The sequence below is a fragment of the Caulifigura coniformis genome (assembly GCF_007745175.1).
Taxonomy (GTDB): Bacteria; Planctomycetota; Planctomycetia; order Planctomycetales; family Planctomycetaceae; genus Caulifigura; species Caulifigura coniformis.
Window position 1 is genome coordinate 900079 of sequence record NZ_CP036271.1, and the last position, 26614, is coordinate 926692.

20 protein-coding genes are annotated in these 26614 nt (G+C 60.1%); 10 read left to right on the top strand and 10 right to left on the bottom strand.

From position 1 onward, the window contains the following. Window positions 1-39: 39 nt before the first annotated feature. Window positions 40-2499 carry an arylsulfatase gene (locus Pan44_RS03615; protein ID WP_145027336.1) on the bottom strand — a complete coding sequence of 820 codons (2460 nt, stop codon included), beginning with the start codon at window positions 2497-2499 and terminating at the stop codon, window positions 40-42. Between the two features lie 429 nt (window positions 2500-2928). On the opposite strand from Pan44_RS03615, the gene Pan44_RS03620 reads away from it, so the two are divergent. Further along, window positions 2929-4326, top strand: coding sequence for a sulfatase (locus Pan44_RS03620; RefSeq protein ID WP_197453817.1), 1398 nt, complete (start codon window positions 2929-2931; stop codon window positions 4324-4326). 146 nt (window positions 4327-4472) lie between these two features. Here the strand turns inward: Pan44_RS03620 and Pan44_RS03625 are convergent, their stop codons facing one another. Further along, on the bottom strand, window positions 4473-5591 hold the full coding sequence (locus tag Pan44_RS03625; RefSeq protein WP_197453818.1) for a helix-turn-helix transcriptional regulator: 1119 nt from the start codon (window positions 5589-5591) through the stop codon (window positions 4473-4475). Window positions 5592-5745: 154 nt separating this feature from the next. Here Pan44_RS03625 and Pan44_RS03630 point away from each other — a divergent pair, with 154 nt between their 5' ends. The 4 genes from Pan44_RS03630 (at window position 5746) to Pan44_RS03645 (ending at window position 11874) form a co-directional block, all read left to right on the top strand. Then, entirely contained in the window at window positions 5746-7263 is a 1518-nt protein-coding gene (locus tag Pan44_RS03630) for an arylsulfatase (protein ID WP_197453819.1), read from the top strand. Between the two features lie 221 nt (window positions 7264-7484). Further along, window positions 7485-8408 carry a YybH family protein gene (locus Pan44_RS03635; RefSeq protein WP_197453820.1) on the top strand — a complete coding sequence of 308 codons (924 nt, stop codon included), beginning with the start codon at window positions 7485-7487 and terminating at the stop codon, window positions 8406-8408. A 452-nt stretch (window positions 8409-8860) separates the two neighbouring features. Then, the gene (locus Pan44_RS03640; RefSeq protein WP_231754219.1) at window positions 8861-10759 is read left to right on the top strand and encodes a tetratricopeptide repeat protein; all 1899 of its coding nucleotides are present in this window, start codon (window positions 8861-8863) and stop codon (window positions 10757-10759) included. A 107-nt stretch (window positions 10760-10866) separates the two neighbouring features. After that, complete coding sequence (locus Pan44_RS03645) at window positions 10867-11874, top strand: HAD family hydrolase (protein ID WP_145027348.1); 1008 nt, start codon at window positions 10867-10869, stop codon at window positions 11872-11874. A gap of 98 nt (window positions 11875-11972) precedes the next feature. On the opposite strand, the gene Pan44_RS27755 is transcribed toward Pan44_RS03645, so the two are convergent. Next, window positions 11973-12182, bottom strand: a complete 210-nt coding sequence (locus tag Pan44_RS27755; protein ID WP_145027350.1) for a hypothetical protein — start codon at window positions 12180-12182, stop codon at window positions 11973-11975. Between the two features lie 1270 nt (window positions 12183-13452). On the opposite strand from Pan44_RS27755, the gene Pan44_RS03655 reads away from it, so the two are divergent. Then, window positions 13453-13767 (top strand): hypothetical protein, encoded by a 315-nt coding sequence (locus Pan44_RS03655; protein ID WP_145027352.1) that lies wholly within the window; start codon window positions 13453-13455, stop codon window positions 13765-13767. A 715-nt stretch (window positions 13768-14482) separates the two neighbouring features. Here Pan44_RS03655 and Pan44_RS03660 read toward each other — a convergent pair. Continuing rightward, entirely contained in the window at window positions 14483-14866 is a 384-nt protein-coding gene (locus tag Pan44_RS03660; protein WP_145027354.1) for a hypothetical protein, read from the bottom strand. A gap of 374 nt (window positions 14867-15240) precedes the next feature. Next, window positions 15241-16590 (bottom strand): mercuric transporter MerT family protein, encoded by a 1350-nt coding sequence (locus tag Pan44_RS03665; protein WP_197453821.1) that lies wholly within the window; start codon window positions 16588-16590, stop codon window positions 15241-15243. Window positions 16591-16622: 32 nt separating this feature from the next. Here Pan44_RS03665 and Pan44_RS03670 point away from each other — a divergent pair, with 32 nt between their 5' ends. Together Pan44_RS03670 and Pan44_RS03675 are read left to right on the top strand one after the other, a co-directional pair. Beyond that, window positions 16623-17039 carry a heavy metal-responsive transcriptional regulator gene (locus tag Pan44_RS03670; RefSeq protein WP_145027356.1) on the top strand — a complete coding sequence of 139 codons (417 nt, stop codon included), beginning with the start codon at window positions 16623-16625 and terminating at the stop codon, window positions 17037-17039. An 80-nt stretch (window positions 17040-17119) separates the two neighbouring features. Then, window positions 17120-17959: an ankyrin repeat domain-containing protein gene (locus Pan44_RS03675; protein WP_197453822.1), complete on the top strand. Its 840-nt coding sequence runs from the start codon at window positions 17120-17122 to the stop codon at window positions 17957-17959. 613 nt (window positions 17960-18572) lie between these two features. Here Pan44_RS03675 and Pan44_RS03680 read toward each other — a convergent pair. The 4 genes from Pan44_RS03680 to Pan44_RS03695 all read right to left on the bottom strand — a co-directional run bounded on the left by Pan44_RS03680 (window position 18573) and on the right by Pan44_RS03695 (window position 21332). Then, a complete protein-coding gene (locus tag Pan44_RS03680; protein ID WP_145027361.1) occupies window positions 18573-18809 on the bottom strand; it encodes a hypothetical protein in 237 nt (78 codons plus the stop codon). A gap of 9 nt (window positions 18810-18818) precedes the next feature. Then, window positions 18819-20057 carry a hypothetical protein gene (locus Pan44_RS03685; protein ID WP_145027363.1) on the bottom strand — a complete coding sequence of 413 codons (1239 nt, stop codon included), beginning with the start codon at window positions 20055-20057 and terminating at the stop codon, window positions 18819-18821. Between the two features lie 212 nt (window positions 20058-20269). Beyond that, the gene (locus Pan44_RS03690; protein ID WP_145027365.1) at window positions 20270-20584 is read right to left on the bottom strand and encodes a hypothetical protein; all 315 of its coding nucleotides are present in this window, start codon (window positions 20582-20584) and stop codon (window positions 20270-20272) included. A 184-nt stretch (window positions 20585-20768) separates the two neighbouring features. Continuing rightward, window positions 20769-21332, bottom strand: a complete 564-nt coding sequence (locus tag Pan44_RS03695; protein ID WP_145027367.1) for a hypothetical protein — start codon at window positions 21330-21332, stop codon at window positions 20769-20771. A 330-nt stretch (window positions 21333-21662) separates the two neighbouring features. Between Pan44_RS03695 and Pan44_RS03700 the strand changes: the two genes are divergently transcribed. Next, window positions 21663-22136: a MerR family transcriptional regulator gene (locus Pan44_RS03700; protein ID WP_145027369.1), complete on the top strand. Its 474-nt coding sequence runs from the start codon at window positions 21663-21665 to the stop codon at window positions 22134-22136. Next, window positions 22133-24748 (top strand): heavy metal translocating P-type ATPase, encoded by a 2616-nt coding sequence (locus Pan44_RS03705; protein ID WP_145027371.1) that lies wholly within the window; start codon window positions 22133-22135, stop codon window positions 24746-24748. The genes Pan44_RS03700 and Pan44_RS03705 overlap by 4 nt, the downstream gene beginning before the upstream one ends. Here the strand turns inward: Pan44_RS03705 and Pan44_RS03710 are convergent, their stop codons facing one another. Next, window positions 24749-26113: a TolC family protein gene (locus Pan44_RS03710; protein WP_197453823.1), complete on the bottom strand. Its 1365-nt coding sequence runs from the start codon at window positions 26111-26113 to the stop codon at window positions 24749-24751. Window positions 26114-26614: the final 501 nt, after the last annotated feature.

Here is a 26614-nt window from a genome sequence, read left to right on the forward strand (position 1 = left end):
GATGGGACGGGCATCTCTGCCTGAACGCGTCAGGTGATCTCACTTCTTGAGGTCGATCGTCACCTTCTCGACCGTTCCGGTGAAAGAGAACGGCAGCTTGTAAGTGAAGTCGATCGCCGAGCCGGTATCGGTGCCGACATCGACTCCTTCTCCGAGCGAGAACTGCAGTGGGACCGTCCTCGGCAATTTGCCTTCGCCGACCTTCTTGCCGTTCGCGGTGAGAGTCACCGTCGCGGGCTTGCCGAGTTCGCCGGCCTTGCCCTCATACGCAAAGTTCATCACCAGCGAGACCTTCCCTGTCGGCAGAGTCTCGGAAGTGATTGTCGTCCGTTCGATCGCCAGCATGTTGTAGACGAAATGTGCCTTGCCCTCGCGGACGTAGATGCCGTAGCCGCCGGTCAGACCGCCGTGCGTATAGACCATCCCCTCGGCCCCCTTCGCAGGGATGTCAATGTCCATCGTCACTGCGAATGACTTATTCAGCACAGGCGGCGCGGCCCCGTCAGGAAGGGCAACCTGGCCGGGGTAGTAGACGTACTCGTTGCGCTTGCCCGCGAGGCTCGGACGCCCCTGGAGTTCGGCGTTGAGCCGTTCGACGGCCCGCCAATCGAGCGGGAGGACGTTGTACTTCTCGGCCTCCTGCCAGAACATCGCTTCGAGTTCCTTCACCTTCTCCGGATGTTTGTCAGCAACATTCTCTGACTGCGAGAAGTCCTTCGAGACGTCATACAGCTCCCATTTCGCGGTGAGCGGGTCAAACTCGCCGCGGACGGGCACCCAAGGGACAAAGCTGCGACTGGAGGCCATCCAGCCGTCGTGATACATGCCGCGGTTGACGAGCAGCTCGAAGTACTGGGTCTTGCGGGTTTCGGGAGCGGCTTTCTCTGTGAACGTCTTGAGGAAGCTGGCGCCCTCGATTGGGCGCTGTTCGATGCCGTTGAGCATCGTGGGCTGCGTGATCCCGATGGCCTCATAGAGCGTCGGCACGATGTCGATCACATGGAGGAACTGCGAGCGAAGTCCCCCCTTGTCTTTGATCTTTGCCGGCCACGAAATGATCATCGGGTTTCGTGTGCCACCGAAGTGCGACGCGACCTGCTTGGTCCACTGGAACGGCGTGCACATCGCGTGGGCCCAGGCGCTGGGGAAGTGGTTGAACCACTTCGGTCCGCCGATCTCGTCGAAGTGCTTGAGATTGTCTTCCCACTTCTCCGGGAAGCCGTTGAAGAACAGATTCTCGTTGAGGCTTCCCTCGATCCCGCCCTCGGCACTGGAACCATTGTCGCCGACGATGTAGATGAAGATCGTGTTCTCGGCGTTCGGCGTTTGCTTGACCGCATCGATCACGCGGCCCATGTGATGGTCGACATGCGCCGCATAGCCAGCGAACACTTCCATCATCCGCGAGTAGACCTTCTTCTGTCCGTCGTTGAGTGAACTCCACGCGGGCAGGCCCTCGCTGCGCGCGGTGAGTTTCGTGTCGGGCGGCACAACCCCCTTTTCGATCTGCCGCTTCAGAGTCGCCTCGCGATAGGCATCCCAGCCGGCATCGAACTGCCCCTTGAACCTGTCGATCCACTCTTTCGGAGCATGGTGGGGTGAATGATTCGCCCCGGGCGCGACGTACAGGAAGAATGGCTTGTCGGGCGAGATGCTGGTGGACTTCCGGACCCAGTCGATGGCCCTGTCCGCCAGGTCTTCAGTCAGGTGGTAGTTCGCATCGTTGCTCTTCGGAACGAGGTTGCGATTCTCGAAGAGCAGGGGATCCCAATGATTCATGTCTCCGGCGTTGAAGCCGTAGAAGTAGTCGAATCCCAGTCCGTTGGCCCAGCGGTCGAACGGGCCGACGGCACTCGTTTCCCACGCGGGGGTGTTGTGGTTCTTGCCGATCCACGCGGTCATGTAGCCGTTCTGCCGCAGGACTTCGCCGATCGTGCCGCAGCTTCGCGGCAGCACGCAGGTATAGCCGTCGTAGCCGGTGGCGGCTTCGGTGATCACGCCGGTCGCCGCTGAATGGTGGTTCCGGCCGGTGATGAGCGCCGCCCGCGTCGGGCTGCACAGAGCGGTCGTGTGAAATCGATTGTACTTCAGGCCTTCTGAGGCCAGCTTGTCGAGGGTCGGTGATGGCACACCGCCGCCGAATGTTGAGTACTGCCCGAAGCCGGTGTCGTCCAACAGAATCAGTACGACGTTCGGAGCGCCCTTGGGAGCCGCGGCCGGTTGGGGAAACTGCGGTGGGTCAGACTCTTTATAAGTCTTGCCTTCCTTCCCCTTGAACTTGAAATCGGGACGAGGAAGGACCTTCGGAGTACCGCCGGAAGCCGGTTGATCCTGGGCGATGGCCAAATTGGAATGCGGGTGTGCGATCAAGGCGCTGAGCAGGGCGACGGTCGCAATCAACGCAACTTTCTTTCGGGACAGATGCGTGTACTTCGCTTCGACTCCTCGAGGATCGATCGTGACTAATGATCCATCGCGGGGGCCGAGACTTCCCGGCATTTGCGACGGCCTGCGAAATCTGGAAGCACTGCTTGCGGCAGTGCCCTGGACTGAACGCCCTTCTTCAGTGGCGGCCGGGTGAAGATGACTCAGTGGCAATCGCGGCAGCCCGGGATCTTTGCGAATACATGGTGGTATCTCCGTCGACGGTCTTCGATCATCAATTCCGCAGAAGCGACGGGCCCGCAACCTCGCGTCATCTTACGTCGCGGCATCGGCAACGCCAGTTCGCCGTGAGCTCGGATTGTGAAAATTACGGCTGAACTCCAACAAGTCTGAGCCGTCGCGATGCGTCGACCTTTGTGCAAAACTTGATGTCTGTTCATCGCAACTGAACTGACACCGGATTCTGGTCGCCACTTCATGAGCTCAGCTTCACACTGCGGGTCGCGGCGTCGCGCATGCCTTGTATGCATCGGGATACTCGGCGTGTTGTTGACCCACGGGACGAACGCCGGCGCGCAGCAGCCGGCGGTGCGGCCCGATGTGCTGTTTCTGGTCGTTGACGACATGAACGACTGGATCTCGCTGCTCGATCCTGCGGCGCCGATCAAGACGCCGCACCTGGAGCGACTGGCCGCCCGGGGCATGCTGTTCACGAAAGCCTATTGTGCCTCCCCCTCGTGCAATCCTTCGCGAACGGCGACGTTGACCGGGGTGCGTCCTTCGACAACGGGGGTCTATGGGAATCGCAGCGACTGGCGTCGGGCGATGCCTACACGACCGACGCTGATGCAACGGTTCATGGAGGCGGGATATGACGTCCGCGGCGCCGGCAAGGTCTTTCATCATCATCTGGATGGGGCGTTTCACGACAAAGCGTCATTCCATGACTTTCAGCCCATGCGGCCGCAGCAGTACCCGCCCGAGAAGCTGAACTGGGCGCCGGAATATGGATCGAAGAACACCGACTGGGGCCGCTGGCCGGAAACGGTCGAGCAGACGATCGATTTTCAGACGGCGGAGTACTGCGTCCGCGCGCTCCAGGAACGGCCGCTCGATAAGCCGCTATTTCTGGCGTGCGGAATCTACAAGCCGCACTCGCCGTTCTTCGCACCGCCCGCTTATCACGTGCCGTTTGAAACCATCACGGGGCCGCCACTGCCGGCGGACGACATGGCCGACCTGCCGGCCGGAGCACGGACGTTGCTCGGAGAATCGGACTGGTTCTGGCAGGGCCTCAGGAAACTCGATGAGCGCCGCCCCGGGGCTTACCACGATTTCCTCCGCAGCTATGCCGCATGTGCGTCACTGGCCGACGAACAGATCGGTCGTGTCCTGACGGCGCTCGAGAAGAGCGGCCGAAGCGGACGGACGATCATCGTGCTGTGGTCCGACCATGGCTTCCACCTGGGCGAGAAGGAGCACCTCGAGAAATTTGCCCTGTGGGAGAAGACGACGCATGTGCCGTTCATTGTCGTTGCTCCCGGGGTTGCCGCGCCGGGCGGTCGCTGTCACGCGCCCGTCGACCTGATGACGATCTACCCGACTCTGCTCGAGCTGTGCGGGCTTCCGGCTGATCCGGAGTGTGAAGGCGTGAGTCTCACTTCGCTCTTGCGCGATCCGGACGCGGAATGGGAACGCCCGGCGTTGATGACGTATGGCCGCGGCAATCATGCCGTGCGAAGCAGGGACTGGCGATATATTCGTTACGCCGATGGGACCGAGGAACTCTACGATCACCGCCATGATCCGCAGGAGTGGAACAACATCGCGGCCGACGGGAAGTTTGCCCCGATTCTTGCGGAGCATCGTGCCTGGCTGCCGAAACAAGATGCGCCGCCAATCGCTGACCTCAAGCCGGCGAAAGGACGCAAGGGGCAGTGATGGCAAGGACTGCCGCTAATTGTCGATCACGACAATTTGTGGATCCTCGGCCCTTCTGGCGCATCGACCGATCGGGACTTGCCACATCGCTTACGTTTCAATTCGGCCGTTTCGCGATCGGCGGACGACAGGCACGGAAGGGAGCATTACCTTGACTCCGTTACCAATCGCCGGCCGGCAAGTGCGGACATCTCGACATTCTTGCGACCGACTGAAAACGAGGGGAGTTCCCCGAAGTGCTGATGAAAGTCGGCAGCAAAGTGATCCGGGCGAAGAAATCCCCATCGGGATGCGATCCGCCCGACAATCCCGCGTTCCGGGCGATGCTGATGAAGTTCTCGACGCGCGCAGTTCAGGCGGAGTGCCTTGAGATAAGTCTTCGGGGGGAGCCCCGTCACCTCGAGGAACGCGTGGTCAAGCGCCCGCCGACTGACACCGGTCGTCATTGCGAGCTGAAGGGCGGATTGTGGAACAGTGGGATCGCCGATCACGATCCTCTCGACCTGCCTGACAATCTCTTTGCGGCGTGTCGAAGACGTCTGCACCTCTGGAAGCCGGCGACCGGCTCCAAGCAGTTCCAGCACGCATGTGACGAGTCGGTCGACGGACCACTGATGGCTCGCAAACCGGCGCGATTCGACATCACCGAGAGTGGCACGAATGAGTTGTGCCAACCGGAACGTCGACGCGTTATCGGCCACGATCGCGCTGGAGCATGGCATGAGATCGTCCAGTTCGACCCCCAGATAGCTCAGTGCGCAGGCGCGGAGGTGATCTTCGTCAATCACCAGGTCGGCCGACCGGTATCGCGGACATGTGCGGTGGTCGATTTCCACGTCAGCGGTCCGGGCGTTGAGCATCCCCGGCCGAAGTTTCCGGCCTCTCCAAAGTGCCCCTTCATTTGACTCCTCAATCGGGCTGAACACGTAGGCACGCTTCGGATGCCCGCCGCGAAGCAGCGTCGATCGATTGAGCTGGACGTCGAGGACCTGCACGGTCTTGAGGTCAGCGAATCGGAGACCGCCGATAAACTCTCCCTCATCAAGTTGTGAAAAGTCGCACGCCCATCTCTGCAGCGCGCCGGAGATCTCGTCAAAGTCGCTGGTCAGGAGGCAATGGGCTCTCGGAGCCCCCGAGGAAACGGCAGGCACAGGGCGAAGCTCGTTCCGTTCAGATGGATCAAGCGGCATCGATGTGTCGAGTGGATGACATTGCGTTTTCTGGTCTTGAACGTCCCAGATGCTGCTCGTAAACACAACGTTCACGGGACAGTGGTAACATGGAGCCGCCTGGCGAAGATCGTCCCGTTGGCCCATGGAGGGGCGTCAGGGTGCAACTCAGAGATGTGGCAATTCGAATCCTGAAGTGGGGAGATGTCAGATGAAGAGGTACGGTCGTCAGTGTATTCGGACGGTCTTGATGGCAGCCGTCTCGCTGCTCGCTGGTCTGGTCCAGGACATCTCGGCACAAGACAAAAAGCCGAACATCCTGGTGATCTGGGGTGATGACATCGGCACCTGGAACATCAGCCACAACAACCGTGGCATGATGGGCTACAAGACGCCCAACATCGATCGCATTGCCAAAGAAGGCATCGCATTCACTGACTACTACGGCCAACAGAGCTGCACGGCCGGCCGGGCGGCGTTCATCGGCGGCAACGTTCCGGTCCGTACCGGCATGACGAAAGTCGGCCTCCCCGGGGCGAAAGAGGGCTGGCAGAAGACGGACGTCACCCAGGCGACGGTCATGAAAAGCCTCGGCTACGCGACCGGGCAGTTCGGAAAGAACCACCAGGGTGATCGCGACGAACACCTGCCGACGGTCCACGGCTTCGATGAGTTCCTCGGCAACCTGTATCACCTGAACGCGGAAGAAGAACCAGAGAACCGCGACTACCCGAAGGATCCCGAATTCCGCAAGAAGTTCGGGCCGCGCGGAGTCATCAAGGCGACGGCCGACGGCAAGATCACCGACACCGGCCCGCTGACGAAGAAGCGGATGGAGACGATCGACGACGAAACGCTCGCCGCTGCCAAGGACTTCATGCAGCGCCAGCAGAAGGCTGGCAAGCCGTTCTACTGCTGGTGGAACGGGACGCGGATGCACTTCCGGACGCACGTCCGGAAGGAAAACACGGGCATTTCGGGACCGAGCGGCGACGAGTACCACGATGGTATGGTCGAGCACGACAATCACGTCGGCGAACTGCTGAAGCTGCTCGATGACCTGAAGATCGCCGACAACACGATCGTCTTCTATTCGACCGACAACGGGCCGCACTACAACACTTGGCCGGATGCCGGCACGACCCCCTTCCGCAGCGAAAAGAACTCGAACTGGGAAGGCGCTTATCGCGTTCCGGCCTTCGTCCGCTGGCCAGGTCATTTTCCGGCCGGCGAGACGCTGAACGGCATCGTGGCCCACGAAGACTGGCTCCCGACGTTTGCGGCAGCGGCCGGCGCCGCTGATATCAAGGAGAAAGTCGCCGCTGGCGTCGAGCTGAATGGCCGGAAATACCGCAACTACATCGACGGCCACAATCAGCTCGATTATCTGAGCGGAAAGGCGAAGGAGAGCCCCCGTCACGAATTCATGTATGTGAACGACGACGGTCATGTCGTGGCCATTCGCTACGACGACTGGAAGGCCGTGTTCCTGGAAAATCGTGGAGTGGCGTTCGAGGTGTGGCGCGAGCCGTTCACTGAACTGCGGGTTCCGCTGCTGTTCCACCTCCGCCGCGACCCCTTCGAGAAGGCGCAGCACAACTCGAACACGTATAATGACTGGTTCCTGTCACGTACTTACGTTCTGGTGCCGATGCAGGCGTATGCGGGTAAGTTCCTGATGTCGATGAAGGACTACCCGCCGAGCCAGACTCCGGGATCGTTCAATCTCGAAAAGATCCAGAAGCAGATCGAAGCCGGGGCGAAGTGATTCGTCGCAGGCTCCCCGAACTCCATGAGTACAACGCCTGGCATTGCGGCATTTCGCCAGCAATGCCAGGCGTGTGCTCAATTATTCGCTGCTCAATGCTCTGCCGCGGAGTTGAAGCCGCCTTGTTCGACCAATTGCGTCGTGTGAGAGCATCAGTGGCCTTGTTGAGCGGCTGATTGCGTCTAATGTCGAACAAGGTCTTTGCCGATGGAGGGCGCCGCATGTCTGTTCGTTTCACCTGGGCGATCTGTCTGCTGCTGATTCTCGGTCCGGTCACGGCGTTCGCGAAAGAGCCCGACACCGATGCAATCGCGAAGGTCGTCAGCGACTCGGTCGCGGCCTATCAGAAGGCCTTCGCCAGCAATGATGCCAAGGCGATCGGGGCCTTGTTCACTCCGGAGGCCGAATACGTTGATGAGGACGGAGTCGTCTTCCATGGACGGGAAGCGATCGAAGCTGAGTTTGCGGCCCAGATGGCGGGCCGGCCCAAAGGCGAGACGTCCATCGAGATCACTTCGATCCGACCGATCGCAGCAACGGCAATCATCGAGGAAGGCGTCTCGACCTTCACACCCGAGAATGATGGGGCGATCTCTCATTCCAGGTACGTTGCCACGCACCTCCGGCAGCCCGATGGCGCCTGGCTCATCGCGAGCATTCGGGAACTCGATGCGCCGCCGCCTGTCCCGCATGAACGACTGAAGGCACTGGCCTGGCTTCTCGGTCGCTGGCGACAGGAGTCCGGAGGGTCGCTCGTCGACACCGAATGGAAATGGACCGACAACGGGAACTATCTGATCAGCGAATTCTCGGTCAAAGAGGCGGACGGCGAATCGATGAACGGCACGCATCGCATCGGCTGGGATGCGGAGCGCGGGCAGTTCCGGTCCTGGATTTTCGGGGCCGACGGCGGATCGGCCGATGGATGGTGGACGCCAACGGATGACTCCTGGTCGGTCCAGCTGAACGGCGTCGACACGACGGGTGGCCGGATGTCGGCCGTCGTTCGATATGAGCGCGACGGCAACGACGCGTTGGTCATCTCCCAGGAACAGCGGACGGCCGGCGGCGCGCCGTTGCCCTCATTCTCCAATCGCGTGGTGCGTCAGCCTCCGTCGCCCGCGACGCGTATCACAACACGCTGATCAGCAGGCGACAGTTCGGCGCGTCGCTCATCGTTCATTCAAGTCACACGTCAGGTGCTGCCATGAAGCGTTCGGTCATTCACGCCATCCTCGTGGGCCTTCTGTCGAGTCAACTATTCCTTGGGACGGCCTTTGGCCGCGGGTTTGGCGGAGGCGGATTCCGAGGCGGCGGAGGCGGTGGCTTCCGCGGGGGCGGCGGGGGTGGCTTTCATGGGGGCGGCGGAGGATTTCACGGCGGCGGTGGAATGTCGGGTGGAGGTTTTCGACCCTCCTCCGGCTCCCATCCGTCGATCTCGCGGCCGAGTTCCCACCCGGTTTCCCGTCCCGGGGGAAGCGGAGTCAGCCGGCCCGGCGGCAGCGGGGTCAGTCGACCGGGCGGCAGCGGTATCAGCCGGCCGGGTGGCGGTGGTCTGAACCGTCCCGCCGGCGGGAGCGGGCTGCACCCCAACGTGGTGCACAGGCCAGGTCAGCGGCCCGGGGGACTGCAGGTCGGCAATCGCCCCCAGATCAATCCGGGGGGCGGAATCACGCGGCCTGATCTCACTCCCGGTGGTCGTCCATCCATCGGTGGCGGAAACGCGCGCCCCAATCTTCCCGGGCACACGGCCGGGATCGGCGGCCATCGACCGGAGAATCTTCCCGGCCTGGCGAACCGTTTGCCGGACCACAACACGGCAACCCTCCCAGGGCTTGGTCCCAACCGCCCCGGACAGGGCGGCGCCGGCGAACGGTTCCAGCCGGGAAATCGGCCCGGCGACCGCGGTCCTGGTGATCGAGGGAACAACAACATCGCCAATCGCGGGGGGGATCGAAACTCGAACAACAACATCATCAACCGCGGCGGCGATCGGAACTCGATCAACATCAACGGAGGTGATCGAAATATCAATATCAATCGCCCGGGTGCAGGCGGCGCCGGGACGCGCTGGACTCCCGGTGAATCCGGACACATCGCTGATCGCCATAACGACCTGTCGAACCGGTTCGACGAACACTGGGGAGACAGCGACTGGCATCACCAGCAGTGGAACGGCCCCAACGGCGGCGAGATCAATCACGTCGGGTTCTGGGGGCCGAATGGCTACTGGGGCCACACCGGCGCCTGGGGACCGAACGGCGGACACTGGGGTCACTCCACCGGCATCGGTCCCAATGGCGCCTGGGGGCACACCGTCGGCTGGGGACCCAACGGCAATGTCTGGGGACATGGCGGCGCGATTGGCCCGAATGGAGCGTTCGGCTGGGCCGGCTATAGCGGACCGCCTGGCCATTGGTCCCGGAACTGGGGCGGTTGGTACAACGGCTACGCTCCCGCCTGGGGCTACGGCCGGTGGGACTACCTGTGGAACAACTATCCCGTCGCCATGGCGTTCGGCGCCACGATGTGGGGCATCAACGCCGCCAACTGGATGTTCGGAGTTGGCGGTTATTACAACCCCTACTACAGCAGCGGAGGCGGCGGCTACGTCGATTACTCCCAGCCGATCGTCGGCGATCCGTCCTATATGGTCTCGGACGAGACGGTCGACCAGTCGGCCGCTGTCACAACTGATGCAGCGGCCCCTGCTGACCCCGTGACCACGGCATTCGATCAGGCGCGGGATGCATTCAAGAGCGATCAGTTCCAGCAGGCTCTCGACCTGACCAGCCAGGCGCTCAAGACCGCACCGCGCGACGCGGCGATCAACGAGTTCCGCGGCCTGTGCCTGTTTGCTCTTGGGCAGTATCGCGATGCAGCCGCGACGATCCACCCCGTCCTGGCGGCCGGCCCGGGATGGGACTGGACGACGATGATCAGTCTTTACTCGAACGCCGACGTCTACACTGAGCAGGTGCGGAAACTCGAGAATGCGATCAAGGCCGATCCGCAGCCGGATGCCGAGTTTCTGCTGGCCTATCACTACATCACGCAGGGACATAAGGACGACGCCGTCGCGTTGCTGGAAGATGTCGTGAAGCGGCAGCCGAAGGATGAACTGGCGGCCGAGCTTGTGAAGATGTACGCGCCGGAGTCGTCGACGCCACCCGCGGCCTCCAGCCCGGTGGCCTCCTCCGACAACGTCAAAGACCCTGCGTGGCCCATCGAGAAGCTGCAGGCGACGTGGACCGCGAAGGATGATGGCGGGACGTATTTGCTCATGTTGAACAAGGACGACTCATTCACCTGGGAGTTCTCCCGCGACGGAAAGCCTCAGAAGGTGAGCGGCGCGTACGTTGTTCGCGGCAACAATCTGGTGATGCAGCCTGACAGTGGCGGCGTGATGCTCAGCGAGATCGACCTGCAGAATGCGACGACACTGTCATTCTCCCCGCTCGGTGACAGCAAAAAGCTGACGTTCTCGAAGTCGTGACGAATGATGGTCAGGTCGTGTGGTCTTGGCGGATCAGGCTTCTTCGCAAGCCGTCCACCACGATCGAATCCGGGCTCGGAACATGAAAACAACGTCGGGTTGACACCATGAATGCTGCGCTGAGATCAGTTGCACTGCTGACGGTCCTGCTGTGCGCGCGTCACTCCACCGCCGCAGACGACCCGTTGCCATCGTGGAACGACACGGCCCGCAAGAAGAGCATCGTCGCCTTTGTGCAGAAGGTGACGACAGAAGGAGCACCCGGGTTCGTTCCCGTGCCGGAGCGCATCGCGACTTTCGACAACGATGGCTGCCTGTGGGCCGAACAGCCGATGTACTTTCAGGCTCTCTTCGTGCTCGACCGCGTCAAGGCCCTCGCTCCGCAGCACCCGGAGTGGAAGGAGCAGGAGCCGTTCGCCTCTCTGCTGAAAGGGGACATGGCCGCCGTCGCGGCCTCTGGCGAGAAGGGGCTCGTGACGATGCTCGCCGCGACTCATTCGGGATTGACCACCGACGAGTTCGCGAAGGTTGTCACCGACTGGCTCGCCACGGCCCGGCATCCGAAAACCGGCCGCCCGTACACGGAGATGACCTACCAGCCGATGCGGGAGCTCTTGGCCTATCTCCGCGCCAACGGTTTCAAGACGTTCATCGTGTCCGGGGGAGGCGTCGAGTTCATGCGGCCGTGGACGGAGCGCATCTACGGCATTCCTCCCGAGCAGGTCGTCGGCAGCAGCCTGAAGATGAAACTCGAGATGCGCGATGGCATCCCGGTGTTGATGAAACTGCCGGAAATCAACCTGGTCGACGACAAGGAGGGCAAGCCGGTCGGCATCCAGCAATCCATCGGCCGGCGCCCCATCGCGGCCTTCGGTAACTCCGATGGGGACCTGCAGATGCTTCAGTGGACCACCATTTCACGCAGCCCTCAGGACCAGACGCCGCGTCTCGGCCTGATCGTGCACCACACCGATGCCGAACGTGAGTTTGCGTATGACCGGAAGAGCATGTGCGGCAAACTCGACAAGGCGCTCGACGAAGCTCCGACTCGCGGATGGCTCGTCGTGGATATGAAGAACGACTGGAACACCGTCTTCTCGCCGCCGGCCAAGTGATGACGTGAACGCTGATCCCGGCGTTCGCCGTTGGAGGGCCTGTTGCCGCGCGCACAGGATTTGCCGCACGCCGGCACGCCGCAGAATGCCGGCCCTTTTCATGCGCGGCGATCGATTTCGTCGATCATGGCGGGCTTCATCGTGTCGATCTCCGCGGCGTCATTGCCCACCGAACTGCGACGCCCGCCCGTAGGATCAGGGCGGGCTTTTTCATGCGCCGCCAATTGATCGACTATGACCGAGCCCTTCGCTCCTCCTCCGCCCCGAATCGCCCTTGCATGGCTTGCGTGGACGGTCGGGTTTGTCATCGCGGTCCCGTTCGTCCGTCGCGACGACTGGGCAGGTTGTGCCGCGTGGCTTTACCTCGTCGTCGGTACCGGGATCTTGATTCTATGGGGCTGTAGCTTGTTGATCAGGGCATCGGTGCAGGGGAATCTCAAAAGATGGGCCGACCGCCGTTCTGATTCCTGACCACGACCGGCTGTTGAGTCGCGAGGTCCGCCGGGCGATGATGTTGGGCGGGCTTTTTCGTGCGCTCACCACGGAATCCGCCCCTTCGCTTCAAGAGCGGCGAACCATCGCTCGCAGATTGACTTTAGCGGGTCAACTGAGTCGTCTTCGTATTCTTCGACCAACTGCCGCTCATCGTCACTCAGGCTCAGCACTTCAAAAATGCAGTCGCACGTTGGGAGTTGTTGTCCGCAGAAGGGGCAGCGTTCCTTGAGACAGAACGGCTCATGCAAAGCATCCCGAGCGGCATCACAATCGGGACAATTTGGGCTAACCATCGACCTTGCTCCATGTGGACTACGTCCCACCGGAAACTATTTTTTGCCGCAAGATTCTTCAGAATGCACCACTGCCCGGCCGGTGGTGCGAACGGCCCATGCGGACGTAAGACCTATGGTAGGGCACTCCCACGCTCGCAGCCCAATAGCACGCACGTGCAACCGCTCGCCCCTGACTTGGGCGGGGGGCTTCTTATTGGGGGTCATTTCGGGGCTCGAGTGAGTTTCCTGGGTGACCTTTGTCCGTCGCTCCAAACTGACAGCGAGTCTGGATCAGTAAACGAGAACGTTCGAGGCACGGTGACTCCGTCAATTCCACCGGGGTCGTAACGAACCCCCGTTAGATCAGCAACAACGTCCAGAGAAACTTCTGCCAGCTTTCGTATCGCTGTTTTGGCGGCCCGTGTTGAACCAATCAGCAATTGGTCACCGCTGATCGTGAATGGCGAATAGACCCTGTTACCCGCGGGATGGACAAAGGCATACGTCCCATTTTCGTAGAACTCCCAGTGGATCACCGGTTGTCCTTGGGCAACCCACCTCCCCACGAACCTGGAATCCGCACGCGGCCAATACCACCACGAGACCGTCGACACGAGCACAAGAGCGAACGCGCCGATCAGCCAATGGCGGCGTCTTCGTTGCGGCTTTTGCGGTTCGTCGACCATCGCCCTTTGCCCTGTCGAAGTTGAGTGCTGCCAAGGCTACCAACCTGGCCGAATGTGGGGCCACCGCAGCCTCGTGGGCTGATGGCGATCGGGGCGGGCATGGCCCAAGTCACTGAGGGCCGTTGTGTCGTCCGAGAAAGGTCAATCTCGGGTGCGCGGGGTCCCGCGCGGACCTGTGCAAAGCCACGGGCATTCCGCGTGGATGGTCGAAGCTGTTGGTCGCTGCCACCAAGAGCGGGCTCGGCCGAAGCGGTAAGCACAGCCTGGAAGGGCGAAGCTACATCGCCAGCACCAAGGCCGAGGGCAGCCCGACCCTGAGCTACACGATTACCGCAGCTGGCTCGAAGGCGCTGGTTGCGACGCGGCCTTTACCAATGCGGGCGAACCTGACGCACCATATCTGGAAGCTGGACGATTTGTTCGGGGAAGCGGCGTAATTGTCCACCGAATCTCAATGCCCTTCCGTAGATTGACGGGATGGCCAATGAATCGCCTAAGCCGAAACTCAAACGCCGACGATGGATCATCGCCGGTGTTTTGCTTTTTCTGGTTAGCGTCATGATCTCGTGGAATTGGCCCCGTCGCGATTCCAGGCTCGTAGGGACGTGGTCATTCGCTCAGCCGGACGGAACGTCATGCGTCATGACGTTGTTCGCGAACGGCAGCGGCCGTTGCGAGCTATCCCCGACATATCGGAATCGATTTGCGTGGCGAGTTGAGAACGGCAGGCTGATAACCGGTTTTGATCTTGGAGGCCGGTCGCTTCAGTTTGCCGAATGGGCTTCCAACATCGTCTTCGGGCTCACTGGAACCCGTTTCATGTGTGGTCGGCACGAACAATCAATCGTCGAGGTAACGCGAGACAGATTGGTTCTAAAAGATGACGCCGACGCTGATTCCAGTAGCATGGGCGGCATGGACACCGAGCCGACTGTTTTCCAACGCAGCGCCGATTGAACGTCAGGAAGCTGTTTCGCGGCAAGATTTCTCAAAATGCACCACTACCCGGCCACTGGTGCTCAGCACGCATACGGAAGTAAAACCTAAGGTGCGAGACTCTCGCGCTCGCAGCTGCCCGCAAGCCCCCCGTGCCCCTGCCTGTGCGGGGGCTTTCTTATTGCGCCTGTCGGTTCGGTGGTGATGGGGGATGGGTCATTCGGGGATGCGCTTGAAAACTATTCGACTGCCAGATTCTGTCGACATCTCAATCTCATCAGCGTCGACAGACACAATGTTTACCTGGATATAGTCGGTCGGGAACTGGCGCTGAACGCTTGCAATCGCATCGTTGACGATTCTGCTGGTCGTGGGCGAGCCTTGGCGAAACACCTTACCTCGAACCTCCCAAGCGAAGTCTCCGCCTCGGCGGACCTTCCCATATGTCTCACCAAGACCGTTCGATTTCAGGACGAGAACGAGCGTCCGATTAAGTCGTGACTCTTGGTCGTAGAAGCTGACCTCCCACTTCCCCACGAACCTCGCATCTCCTCGCGGCCAGTCGCGTTCGGGTTTCGGCTCCTGCGGTTCGTCGGCCATAGCCCTGCCCCTATCGAGTTTGGGTGACGGCGGAAGCTACCAGCACGGCCGATTTGGGGGCCACAGCAGCCCCGTGGGCCGATTGGGGTGGGGGTGGCAGGCCCAAGGCACCGGGGGCCGTTGTGGTCGGCGGTAGGGCCGAGCCGGCAATTTCGACGGTGCGAAGGGTTCCCAAAAGGGTTCCCAATAACAAAGCCACCGAAGGGTTCCGGTGGCTGTTTTCGTAAGTTGTTGCCCTGCAAGGGCTTGTCAAGTCGAGAGAACAGGACGGCGATTGAACTTTTCACCGCTGGCATCCAAGGCTGGGATGCCGCGTTGCGGCGGCATTTCTCCGGGAAATCTGATGATCACAGACAAGCCTGATCGCTGGCAATTCACGGAATACGGCCCACGAAGCCCGACTCCTCGATGGCCTTGAGGATGTCGTCCTTCGGGAATGGGCAGCAGGATTCGGTGGAGACGATGGCCTGTTTGTTGGCATAGTCCACCCTGGCGTCCAGCACGCCCGGCACGTCCTTGATCCGGTTCTGCAATGCGACGGCGCATCCTTCGCAGGTCATGCCCTCGATGGCGATGGTCGTGTTAGTAACGAGCGGGCTTTCCGCCACGGTTTCGCTGGCAGCGTCGCGACTGACAAGCAGAAACCCAACATACTGTGGAAAGAGCAGGAAGGCGACGGCCAGAATGGTCACGCCCCAAAGCATGACCTTGTTCGTGGCCATCATGCTGAATCGGCTCTTCTGAGCAGGGGCGCAGCAATTGCCTTGAGCGTCCTTCTCGGCGGATTGCGCCGGGGGACAACAATCGTGTCCCGGCTCGGAAGACGCCTTCTTCGGCCGATAGGTGAAGTAGAACGCCGCGACCAGGAAGCCGAACGTCACGACCATGAACAGCGGCCGATACGTCTCCAATGTCGCGGCGATCCCGGCCCCGGAGATTCCGACCGCCAACAACGCCAAGGGTAGCCAACAGCAGGCCGAGGCCATGATGGCTGAGAAGACCGTGCCGATCTTGGCAATCAGTTCGCCTCGATTCGATGGCGGCCTGACAGGCGTGGCAGCCGGTCCGATTTCTGAGTCGCTCATGGTCAGCTCCTTCCGGGCGATCTCGACTCCTTTCGTCACGCTGCCAAGGCAGCACGAGCCCGACGGGTTCTCCGTCACGCAACGGCAACCAGGGTCTTTCATCTTCGCCCGAATGTGCTGCAAAGCGTCACTGTGGCCTTTCGTGCGGAACTCATCCTTGATGCTGGCGATCGAGTGGCCGAAGCAGTAGCAAAGCGGCCGGTCCCCAGCCTTCTCCTTGACGCCGACAGGTACATGCAAGTGACACTTCAGGAAAGTGCGGTCGCTGGTCTCGGAAAAGTAGACGACATCGCACTCCAGGGAGTCGCAGAATCGCCAGCCCGTGTCACCTCCAAGCGGCGAGCATCCAGGATCACCGTTGCTCTTTGCATCGCAGGATGCCTGCTCGCCGCCACTGAACTCGCGGACAAACTCTTCCTTCAGCAAGGCCCGCAACGTGGCCAGACCGACACGCCTTCCCTTGGTTCCGCACGAGGGGCAAACCAACCTTGTTTGAGTTGTCGCTTCAACTGGCATGGCGTCTAATCCCTGAATTGAATTGCCCATCGGATTCCTTTCCCGTATTATCGACCTTGCACTTGAGTGCAAGGTCAAGGCCGTTAAACGGGACTCTTGAATATTCCCGAGAAATGGTCGCAATGTCCGTAATTTCAGGATGTTAAGCCAAGAGGATGAGCAAGCAATACACCATCAGCCAACTGGCACAAGCAGCCGACATTCCCACCACGACGGTTCGTTACTACGAGCGGGTCGGATTGGTCGAACCGGAAGACCGTACCGTGGGCAACTATCGGCTCTACAGCGAGGAGTCACTCCGCAAGCTGAAGTTCATCCGGGCAGCGCAGGCCATCGGTTTCACGCTGGATGACGTGAAGGCGCTTCTTTCAACGCCGAATAACACGGCTGCATCTTGTCGAGAAGTGCAGTCTCGCATCGAAAATCGGCTGGCTGAAGTGGATCAACGGCTAAAGGACTTGCGTCATGTTCAGCGAGTGCTGAAGGCGTCGCTGGAGAAATGCAAGGATACGGAGCAAGCCGACTGCTGCCACGTCATCGAGACGTTGCGAGAAACGTCGGGGGCCAGATGACGGTTCTCGAAAGACGTCATGTATAGAACAGGATGCTTTCGTGGAACCACATTACGTCTTGCTTGGCTGAGAGGCACGCCATGGACGATAAATTCATTCCCGCTCAGGCCGCCATCATCTCGAATGACTCCGAAGAGCTTGAACGCCTCGTGCGCACAGACCCATCGCTGGCGACGGATCGGTCCCTCTCGAAGTGCGATCATCCAACATTGCTTTGCTGTCTCGTTCTAGAGATGCCGCCGAGGCGATCACTCGCGCATTTGATTCGCCTCTTTGCACAGTTTGGCGCTGAGCTGGGTGGGCCACTAGGCGCTGCCGCCTGCATCGACAATGTCGTGGGTGTGGAGACACTCCTGGATCTTGGTGCGCCGATTGCGGGGGACGGTACGTGGTCCCCCTTGGAAGAGGCGCTCTATTGGGGGCACTCAGCCACGGTCGAATTGTTGCTAAAGCGCGGCGCTCCGGTCGACAACCTTCGAAAGTACGCAGCGCTCGGCGACCATAAGGGCGTGAAACGCTGCTTCGCCGCCAATGGCCAGTTGAATCAGGAAGCTGGCGAAGTTGGGTGGCCGTTTGGCCCGACGATTCCCGAAGAAATTCGACGCGATCATCGGCAGATCGTCAACAACGCGCTCGTCTTCGCAGCAGCCTGGGGGCAACACGAGACAGCGGGCGAACTGCTGACACGTGGCGCGGAAATCAATGCCATCCCGTCCGGGTTCGACTTTGCTGGAACGCCTCTGCACTATGCGGCCTTGAATAATCGTCGTGAAATGGCGGACTGGCTGCTCAGCCGTGGAGCCGATCCGACTATACGGGACACGAAGGTCGAGAACACGCCCGACGGATGGGCAGAATATGCCCGGCACCTGGAGCTCGCCGGCCATCTGCGGAGCATTCGCGAACAACGCGGCGGTTGATGTCAGCGACCTTTGCAAGTAGTCCTCGCTGGCTCGAAACCATCTCCCCGATTCCGCCGACGCCCAACTCCTGGATGCATCAACTCGGTCAGCAAGAAAGGCTGTTGCCGACAAGTTGAGTTCAATCGGCGTCCAATGGACATTGGGCGCCTGGACGCAATTGAACTTTGTCCCAAGCACTCTTCTTCCAACAGGTTGGGACGGAGCAGCGGCCGAAAAAATCGGGATGACAGGACGCCGTTAGAACTTTTTTTCGAGGAATTGCGTCGGTGGGACAGCAGCCTTAGTGAGTCGATGTTGTCGGTGAAATGCGACACTCCTGTCGCGGGTCCCACACCATCGCTGTGTTCAGGCTGGAATTGAACCCGCAGGGAACTCTAGCGTTAACTCTTATAGCAGAGCTAGTTCCGTCCTGGAGCGACCGTCACGCTGCATTATGAGGTCACAAATAGGCACTGGCTGTTGTCAGTTGACCCTCAGCTGCACGATATCGTTGGGTCGTCGCCGATGCTTTCCGCGGAACTGCGAACGGCGTTAGTCGCGACAGCTAATTCCGCGACGGCCTCTCGGCAGACCACGCCGCTAGGCTGACCCAATTGCTGCTTGTTCGTCGTCAGCTCGCAGTTCGAAGCGTGCCAATCTCTCCAAGTGCTCCCGTGGCTTCCCTCAAGAGGGGTTTCCCCGCGGACAGAATCACCAGTCCGAGCGTGCCACTCTGGGAAAGGAGCACCGATACGCCGTTGATCGTCGGGCCGCTCCAGCCCAGGAATCGGCCTTTTCCATAGAGCGGGAGGCCATCGGTGTTCGACAGGGTGGCGTGGGTGAAGTCTCGGACCGGGATTTTGACCACGTCGACTTGTCACTGGCGGCCAGACGCAACCTCCGGTGATTTGATAATCTTGGGCGGCGAATAACCTGCGGGCCAGGGTCCGTCAAACTCCACCTGTCCCACCAGATCGGATTCTCCGAATTCGTAGTCACGATTCTTAGCGGTCCTATCCCCTTGATCCACGTAGAACTTGGCAAGATACCGCCCTCCCGGCAGTTGTCGGCGAGTCTCGACTTCTTTGGCAATGTCCATTGTGCGAGGCAAGGTTGCAAACACTACTCCTTGGAACATCGCGTTCTTCGGGTTGCCGCGCCCATCGACGGAAGCGACGGGAGTTGAAGTCCAGCCATCATCAGTCCAACGATGCAGATCAATCCGCATGAGTTTTTCGGCATAGGCACGGGGAAGCTCAACTACACGCAGATGCTGAGCGGTGGCGACGACTACGAGATCGGGCTGTTGCGGAAGTTCGGCAGCCGTGTGGTACTTGCCGGTGAGGGTTGCGACATAGTCGTCCAGGAACCTGCGAAATTGCTTGTCGGTCCGGGTGCCGCGAGTGAATTTCACGTGACCTCCATGTTCGACCTCGCCCAGCGGCTTTTGCAGAATCTTGCTTTTATTGGGGTCGTCCAGGTTTATCAAACCGTGATTGATGATCTTGGCGAGCGTACCCGCTGCGTCATTGGAAACGATCCACGAGATTTGGTCGCCATGCTCTTTTACGACGCGTTGGTTCTTATCTGGCGAATGGCAGCCGGCGCACCGCTCTCGTTCGATCCAAATATTCTCGATGAACGATGCCAGCACGCGATCTCGCCTTGCATGACGGATTACTTCAGGCGGAAGCGTAGGCCCGATGGGAGCGGATGAAGCCGGCGCACCTGCAATCTGAGCGTCTTTGGCTGCCGCCGAAATCCATGTGCGAAACGCCTCCAGCTCCTCGGCTCGAATCTTCGCCAGAAGCGGATCACCTTTATCCGGGGCGCGGGCAATCAACTCCAACAGCTTCGACTTCTCGGGTTGCTCCGAATTCACGAGCCCTGCGGAACGCAATGCGACAAATGTTGCCGAGGCATCATCGCGGATGTACTGGCTGAGGTTGACACCTGCTGCGTGGCACTCCGTACAACTGGATGGCTTGTCTGCCTTGGCCAAGGGCAGAATTCGGCGTGCGAAAACCTCATTCGCGTTGTCGTCGGCGATGCCATGCACGCTGGTCGCGACAATCAGGGATACAAGTAAGATTGATTGCAAAATGCCGGTTTTCATTAGGCGCTCACGCAGGGACGAAATCGATATCTCATGCCGGCGATTTTACCATCGCTCGAAATCGCTCGGCCAGTTGCCAGTGACCTACGAATTCCTGTTTGAGCCGCGGGCAACAAAAAAAAGGGTCGTCCTGAAATGAATCAGGACGACCCTTGAACCCGGGAGTTCATTCGCTCAACCCAGAGGTCGAGGCAAAAGAACGCTCGGCCAAGTCATGGCTTAAACATGTTGCGGTAAGCGCTGTAGTCGTTGACCGGTCCACGACCTGAGCCGTAGTAGCTCGGGGCCGCGAAGCCGTAATTACCGCTGTAGGCGGGCGCCGGTGTGTACGTCGGCGCGCCCTGGTAACCGCTCCGATACGAATACGTCGGAGCTGCGACCGAGGCACGGGGCGTCGGCCGTGCGTAGACCCGGCCAGAGGTCCGGTAGCCACCACACTGTCCGAAGGTTGCGGGGGTCGCCATCAGGACGCCGCCCGCCATCACAGCTGCCAGTGCCAGGCGTTTCATGGTTCTGTTCGCAAGCATGGCTGTCTCCTTATTCTTTGACCGGGAGCTCGACTGGGGAATCTGTCCTGCCTGGAGCTCGCGGATTCTTGTTCACTTCGATCTTTTTGGTGATGCCGGCAGCCCGAGACGTGATGTCTCCAGCAAGCTCGGACTGCCGGTCGCACGAGTTCCGCCACCAGACGAATCTCGTGAGGTTAATCCTCTACTTGGCTGCGGGCTTCGGCAGCTCGATGTGCAGCAACTCCATTAGCTTCTTATGCTCTGCCTCCGCCGCGGCCAGGTGCTTGTCCATGTCGGCACAGCACGAAGCCAGTTCCGCTTCCTTCGGGTCGTCCGTGATGTGCTTTTCCGCGTCGACACAGCACTTCTCCGCCGCCTCGTAGTGCTTCTTCATGGCGTCGATGTGCTGCACGATCTCGGCGTTCTTCGCCGCCGTCTGGTCGATCTTCGCCAGTTCCTTCTTCGAAGACTCGACATTCTTCTTGACCTCGGCGACGTGTTCGCGGGCCGTTTGCGGGTCAAGCTGCTTCACCGTCTGCCCCTGCGAGCTCAAGGCCTGGGCGTGCGAGCGAGCCGACTGCTGGTAGCTGTAGGTCATCGACGGCCGGTAGCCGTTCGAGAACGAGCCACGCGACCGATACGAATTGCTCATTTCCTGCCGGCCCGGATTGGCTGGTTTGCCGGGAAAGTTTTGAGCAGGCAGTAGTGATGCGGTTCCTAATGCCAGGACAACCGCAGACAGAGTGGTGAAAGCGCGCAACGACACTGCAAATCTCCTCGTGCGAGATTCACTCCGCCGTTGCGATCGGCGGAGCGGAGCAAGTGAGCGTGATCTCAACTCAGAAACCGGAAACTCACTTCATGTTGGATGGTCCAGTCATTGGCAACGCACGTGCCAAACCGCAGCCCTAGGCGTTTTCCACGGGACAGCACGGCTTGGCAGGGCTCAACGTCGAAGGTTCCGTGCGGATCCGCACAGTGCGGCCTGAATTCAGCCGCACGAGTGTGCGGATTCGTCCCACGCGGCGGGGCGATGCCGAATTCCAAGCCGGACGCCCTTGACCCTGTAGCCTAGTACGGGGTTTACAATCGAGACATGAAAGCGACTCAGACAGATTCGAAAGAACGCCCGCCGGCGTCATTGACGATCGGCCGCCTGGCGAGGGCTGCCGGCGTCGGAGTGGAGACAGTCCGCTTTTACGAACGCCAAGGATTGCTCGCCGAGCCAGAGCGTCGCAGCTCTGGGTATCGAAACTACGGGGAAGCTGCGATCGCGAGGTTGCAGTTCATCCGACGTGCAAAAGAGCTCGGCTTCACGCTGAGCGAAATCAAGTCCCTTCTGGAATTGCGTCGCGATCCCAGTTCAACGGCCGCAGATGTTCGGAGGCAGGCGCGGCAAAAGATCGAAGAGATCGACGAGAAGGTGCGCAGCCTGCAGCAGATCCGGGCCGCTCTGATGCGACTCGTGGACGAGTGCCATGGTCACGGCCCATTGAGCGAATGCCCGATTGTCGACGCGATGGAGCACGGGCCCGGGACAACCGTGGCGACGAAAGGAAAGAAGTCATGAAACACCAAGATCCAGTCTGCGGCATGCAAGTCGACGAATCGACGCCGCATCGGTTCGAGCACGACGGTCAAGTCGAGTACTTCTGCAGTGCCTCGTGCCGTCAAAAGTTCGTTGCGAATTCCCACCGCCATGCACATGCCGGTCACAAGACCGAGGGAGATCGTTCGTCCGCGATCGTGCCACCTGCCGGCGCTCATCCCCACGAAGGTGAGGCGATCGATCCGATCTGTCACATGACCGTGAATCCGGCCACGGCTCTGAAGGCCGAGAAGAACGGACGCACGGAGTATTTCTGCAGCGAGCACTGCAGGCAGAAGTTCCTCGGCACGCCTGCAGCGGGCCATTCCTGTTGTGGCGGCGGGCACCAACATGCCGCACCGGCCAAGAAGCCGACGAAGGCCTGGTTTTGTCCGATGTGCCCCGGTGTTGAGAGCGACACACCGGGTGACTGTCCCAAATGCGGCATGGCTCTGGAACGAGCTCAGCCGTCCAGCGGCACTACAATCTGGACATGTCCCATGCACCCGGAGGTGCGGCAGGATCATCCTGGAGAGTGTCCGATCTGCGGCATGGCGCTGGAGCCGATTGCGGGCACACCTGGCGGCGACGACGACGTCGAGCTGCGATCCATGACTCGGCGATTCGTCGTGTCGGCGGTCCTCAGCCTTCCTCTGTTCCTGCTGGCGATGGCGCCAATGGTTGGGATCGACACCCACGCCTGGCTGTCTTCGAAACAAAACCAGTGGCTCCAGTTTCTTCTGGCGACACCGGTCGTGTTATGGGGCGGCTGGCCCTTCTTCGTTCGGGGCTCGCGGTCGCTGATCTCACGGCGATTGAACATGTTTACGCTGATCGCCATCGGCACTGGGGCCGCGTATGTCTACAGCCTGGCGGCGATTCTGCTTCCAAACGCGTTTCCTGACTCGTTCAAGATGCACGGTGTGGTCGAACTCTACTTCGAGGCCGCCGCCGTCATTACAACGCTGGTTCTTCTCGGACAGGTGTTGGAGTTGCGCGCCCGTAAACGTACTGGAAGCGCCATTCGAGAACTGATGTCCTTGGCTCCGACGACGGCCCACCTTTTGAAAGACGGTACAGAAAGAGATGTGCCTCTTGAGCACGTTAAAGCCGGCGACCTGCTCCGGGTGCGCCCCGGTGAAAAAGTCCCCGTCGATGGAGTCGTCACCGAAGGTCGAAGCTCAGTTGATGAATCGATGATCACCGGCGAGCCACTGCCGGTTGAGAAGTCGATCGATGAAAAAGTGATCGGCGGCACAATTAACTCCACTGGCTCGTTTGTGATGCGGGCCGAGAGTGTGGGTGCTGAGACGATGCTCGCGCGTATCGTTCAGATGGTTGCAGACGCACGTCGGAGCCGAGCCCCGATCCAACGCGTTGCTGACACTGTCGCGGGCTATTTTGTGCCCGGCGTGATCGCTGTGGCGCTGCTTACATTCGTTGCGTGGGCGACGTGGGGCCCAGAACCGAAGTTTGCTTACGCCTTGGTCAATGCGGTCGCAGTCCTCATCATCGCCTGTCCGTGCGCGCTCGGGTTAGCAACTCCCATGTCGATCATGGTTGGCGTTGGACGCGGCGCTCGGGAAGGCGTGTTGATCAAAAATGCGGAAGCTCTAGAACATCTGCAACGAGCCAAAACGATCGTTGTCGATAAGACCGGCACGCTGACCGAAGGCCGCCCGAAGCTGACTGAAGTCACCGTCCTTGGTCAACATTCTGAGGGCGATCTCCTGCGGTTGGCCGCTTCCCTTGAGCAGTCCAGTGAACATCCCCTGGCTCGAGCGATTGTCGAAGGTGCTCGCGAGAAGAAGCTCACCTTAGTCGACGCCTCCACATTTGCTTCGATCACTGGCGGTGGTCTCGAAGGTACTGTTGATTCGCGGAAGGTACTGATTGGGACGCTTGTGCTCATGCGAGAGCGCTCGGTCTCGGGTCTAGACGGTGCGGAAGATCGCGCTCGTCCACTTCAAGAGAAGGGCCAGACTGCGATGTTTGTTGCAGTTGATGGACATGTCGCCGGGCTGCTTGCGGTCGCAGATCCGATCAAGGCGACGACTCAGGAAGCGCTGCGCGACTTGCATCAACAAGGGTTGCGCGTCGTGATGCTGACTGGAGACCATGAAAACACCGCACGTGCCGTCGCCGGCTCGCTTGGCATCGATGAGTTCCAAGCAGGTGTTAAACCAGACGACAAGCAGCGTTATGTCGAAGAACTGAAGAAACGCGGCGCTATCGTGGCGATGGCGGGAGATGGTGTGAACGATGCCCCAGCTCTCGCCGCGGCCGATGTCGGCATTGCGATGGGAACTGGAACCGATGTGGCAATCGAAAGTGCCGGTGTCACATTGGTCAAAGGTGACCTGCGGGGGATAACGAAGGCCGTGAGGCTCAGCCGCAGCGTGATGCGAAACATCCGACAGAATCTGTTCTTCGCCTTTATCTACAACGTGCTCGGCGTCCCGGTTGCGGCAGGACTGCTCTACCCATTTTTCGGCATTCTGCTTTCACCCGTGGTTGCCGCAGCTGCCATGAGTCTCAGTTCCGTGTCGGTGATTGCCAATTCGTTGCGACTGCGCTCTGCGCGATTGTCGTGATTACGGCGCAGCGGCCGTGGGAGGATCTGCCGGTTCCGCTTCATCGGGAACGATTGGGGCGTCGGTGCCGGGGAAATCTTCTAACTGAATCAACCCGGCAATGTCAGCAGCGGCGCTCCATCGCGACTGAAGCGACGTCAGGTAAGACAGGCTTGAGTCAATCAACGCCCGCTGCGTTTGCAGCAATCGCAAGAGATCAAGCTGACCACTTTCCAAGCCGCTGCGGGCGACTTTCACACCCTCTTGGGCTCGCGGGATGATCCGCTCCCGATAACGCACGACTTGTTGTTGCGCCTGCTGGTACCTCCCAATGGCGTCAGCCATCTGCCTGGCGATGTCCAGTTGCGTTCGAGCAACGGCTTGCTGAGATTTTGTTACTTCAGCACAGGCCGCAGAAATATTTCCCTGGTTCTTGTTCCAAACGGGGATGGGAATCTCGGCCTGAAGAATGGCCAAGTTGTGCGGCGACATCACTTGGTAAATGTAGCCCGTGCTCAGTGTGACGTTCGGGAAGGGCTGAACTTCGGCACGCTGCAAAAGAAATCTTGATCGATTGACCTCCCGTTCGGCGATTTGCACTTCCGCATTTCGCGGAACAAAGCCGGCTGCGTTCACGAATGGAATTATGCCATCGGGTTCCTGGAGCAGTGGCCCAGAGACAGCCAGATCAGGTGCATCATGCAAAGCCAGATCGGTAGCGAGTTGACGGCGGGCAGCTCGTAACTCAGCGATGGCGTTTTCATGAGAGACCTCTGCTTTTTCGAGTTCAATCTCAAACAGCAGGGTGTCACCTCGCGTCCCTTCGCCGGCCGCTTGGAGTTTGCGCCCTGATTCCGCGACATCGCTACTGAGCTGAATCAGCCGCCGAAGGACTGTGACTTTGCGCTGCGCAGCCAAGACGCTGAAGTAGTCCTTCCGTACCGCGGTCAGTAATTCAAACCTGGTCCTCACGAAGCGAAGTTCGGCCTGAGTAACCTCCTGACAGGCCGCGGCCTGGTCCAAACCGAGCTTATGTTTGGTGACGATTTCCTGGCTAAGCTGACTGAAATACTGACTGTCTCGCCCGCCGATCTGCATGCCGCCGCCGTTAAGCGTCGGGTTGGGGTACAAGCCCGCCTGATAGGCCTTTCCACGTGCTGCCTGAATGCCGGCCGCGGATTCGCGCAGCCGTGGATTTGACCGCTCAGCCCAATGGATCAGAGAGTCGAGAGTGTGCGAGACAGTCGGCTGCGATTCTACGAGCGTCTCAGCATTCGGTTCTGCAGCAGAACAAGTCAGAGGTGCCGCGAACAACGACAACGTGCCTATGCCGCCGAACAAGCAGATCATCGCGCGACGGCGCAGGCGCAGGGTGCAATCCAGCATGCAGCATCGCCGATCCATGGCAAATCGATTAACGTAGTTGCTCCCCCGCTCAGTTCATCGATCCTGCACCTAAGAAAACTCCGCAATCCTCAGGAAAGGACGCACAAACTGCCTCGCCGGTACAAACGGACTGCAGGGTTTGCCCGACAGCCAGAAGAACTTGAGAATCAACCAGAAAACGATTGACTCTGTACCGTAGTACGGAGCTTAGATTTCTCACGGCTGAACCGCGGCGAAACAGACGTTGACCCAGCCGATTCGAAGTTCGTCTTTACGGTCGCACAGCTTCAACCTACGATTCCCGAGTTCGGCAACTGGAGCCATTTTCGTGTCGCGGATTTTGCTGAGCCTGATGCTCATCGGAACGTTGCTTTTCGGGCAAACGTTCTGCTGCTGCACGGCGAAGGCCTCCGCGCTGCTTCAATCAGTTTCAGCCCAAGACGTGCCGTCGTGCTGCTGCGCTACTGACCAGGGGTCATGTCCCAACCGTGATCAGCGGCA

Coding starts and splice junctions, on each gene's coding strand:
- Pan44_RS03615 (WP_145027336.1), bottom strand. CDS start 2,499: ATGCCGGGAAGTCTCGGCCCCCGCGATGGATCATTAGTCACGATCGAT.
- Pan44_RS03630 (WP_197453819.1), top strand. CDS start 5,746: ATGGCAGCCGTCTCGCTGCTCGCTGGTCTGGTCCAGGACATCTCGGCA.
- Pan44_RS03635 (WP_197453820.1), top strand. CDS start 7,485: ATGTCTGTTCGTTTCACCTGGGCGATCTGTCTGCTGCTGATTCTCGGT.
- Pan44_RS03645 (WP_145027348.1), top strand. CDS start 10,867: ATGAATGCTGCGCTGAGATCAGTTGCACTGCTGACGGTCCTGCTGTGC.
- Pan44_RS27755 (WP_145027350.1), bottom strand. CDS start 12,182: ATGACAAACCCGACCGTCCACGCAAGCCATGCAAGGGCGATTCGGGGC.
- Pan44_RS03660 (WP_145027354.1), bottom strand. CDS start 14,866: ATGGCCGACGAACCGCAGGAGCCGAAACCCGAACGCGACTGGCCGCGA.
- Pan44_RS03670 (WP_145027356.1), top strand. CDS start 16,623: ATGAGCAAGCAATACACCATCAGCCAACTGGCACAAGCAGCCGACATT.
- Pan44_RS03675 (WP_197453822.1), top strand. CDS start 17,120: ATGGACGATAAATTCATTCCCGCTCAGGCCGCCATCATCTCGAATGAC.
- Pan44_RS03685 (WP_145027363.1), bottom strand. CDS start 20,057: ATGAAAACCGGCATTTTGCAATCAATCTTACTTGTATCCCTGATTGTC.
- Pan44_RS03690 (WP_145027365.1), bottom strand. CDS start 20,584: ATGCTTGCGAACAGAACCATGAAACGCCTGGCACTGGCAGCTGTGATG.
- Pan44_RS03700 (WP_145027369.1), top strand. CDS start 21,663: ATGAAAGCGACTCAGACAGATTCGAAAGAACGCCCGCCGGCGTCATTG.
- Pan44_RS03705 (WP_145027371.1), top strand. CDS start 22,133: ATGAAACACCAAGATCCAGTCTGCGGCATGCAAGTCGACGAATCGACG.
- Pan44_RS03710 (WP_197453823.1), bottom strand. CDS start 26,113: ATGCTGGATTGCACCCTGCGCCTGCGCCGTCGCGCGATGATCTGCTTG.